Annotated in this window: 1 pseudogene; it reads right to left on the bottom strand. The window is 73.1% G+C overall.

What is annotated here, in order from left to right:
* A pseudogene (locus tag SxD43FB_RS24215) lies at positions 1–385 on the bottom strand (FAD-dependent oxidoreductase); the annotation flags it as partial.
* Between the last annotated feature and the right edge of the window lie 16 nt (positions 386–401).

The raw sequence follows: 401 nt of genomic DNA, 5'->3' as shown, positions 1-401 counted from the left end.
GGTAGAGCGAGGCATAGCTGATCTGGGCGATGCGGCCCTGGATGAAGGTGCCGCCGCCCAGCAGCCCGCGCCGGCCCAGGCTGCCGAAGGCGTTGTAATGGCCGATGGCGACCAGCGCCCCGCGATGCTGGTAGGAGAATTCCGGCAGGGGCCTGCCTTCCAGCAGGGCGGGAATGGCGCGCGCCAGGTGCTTCGCCTGCTGCTGCGCCACCTGCGCCGTGGCGCCGAGCGGGCGCTCTTGGCCGGGCAGGGTGAGGGCGGCGCAATCGCCCATGGCGAAGATGGCGTCGTCCCGCGTGGTCTGCAGCGTCGGGCGCACCACGAGCTGGGCGTTGCGCTGGCTTTCCAGCCCGTCCAGCTCGTGCAGGAAGGCGGGCGCGGCCACGCCGGCCGCCCAGACC

Origin of the sequence: Sphingobium sp. D43FB (assembly GCF_002312805.1) — a bacterium.
Taxonomy (GTDB): domain Bacteria; phylum Pseudomonadota; class Alphaproteobacteria; order Sphingomonadales; family Sphingomonadaceae; genus Sphingobium.
This window is presented reverse-complemented; position numbering and strand designations above follow the sequence as displayed.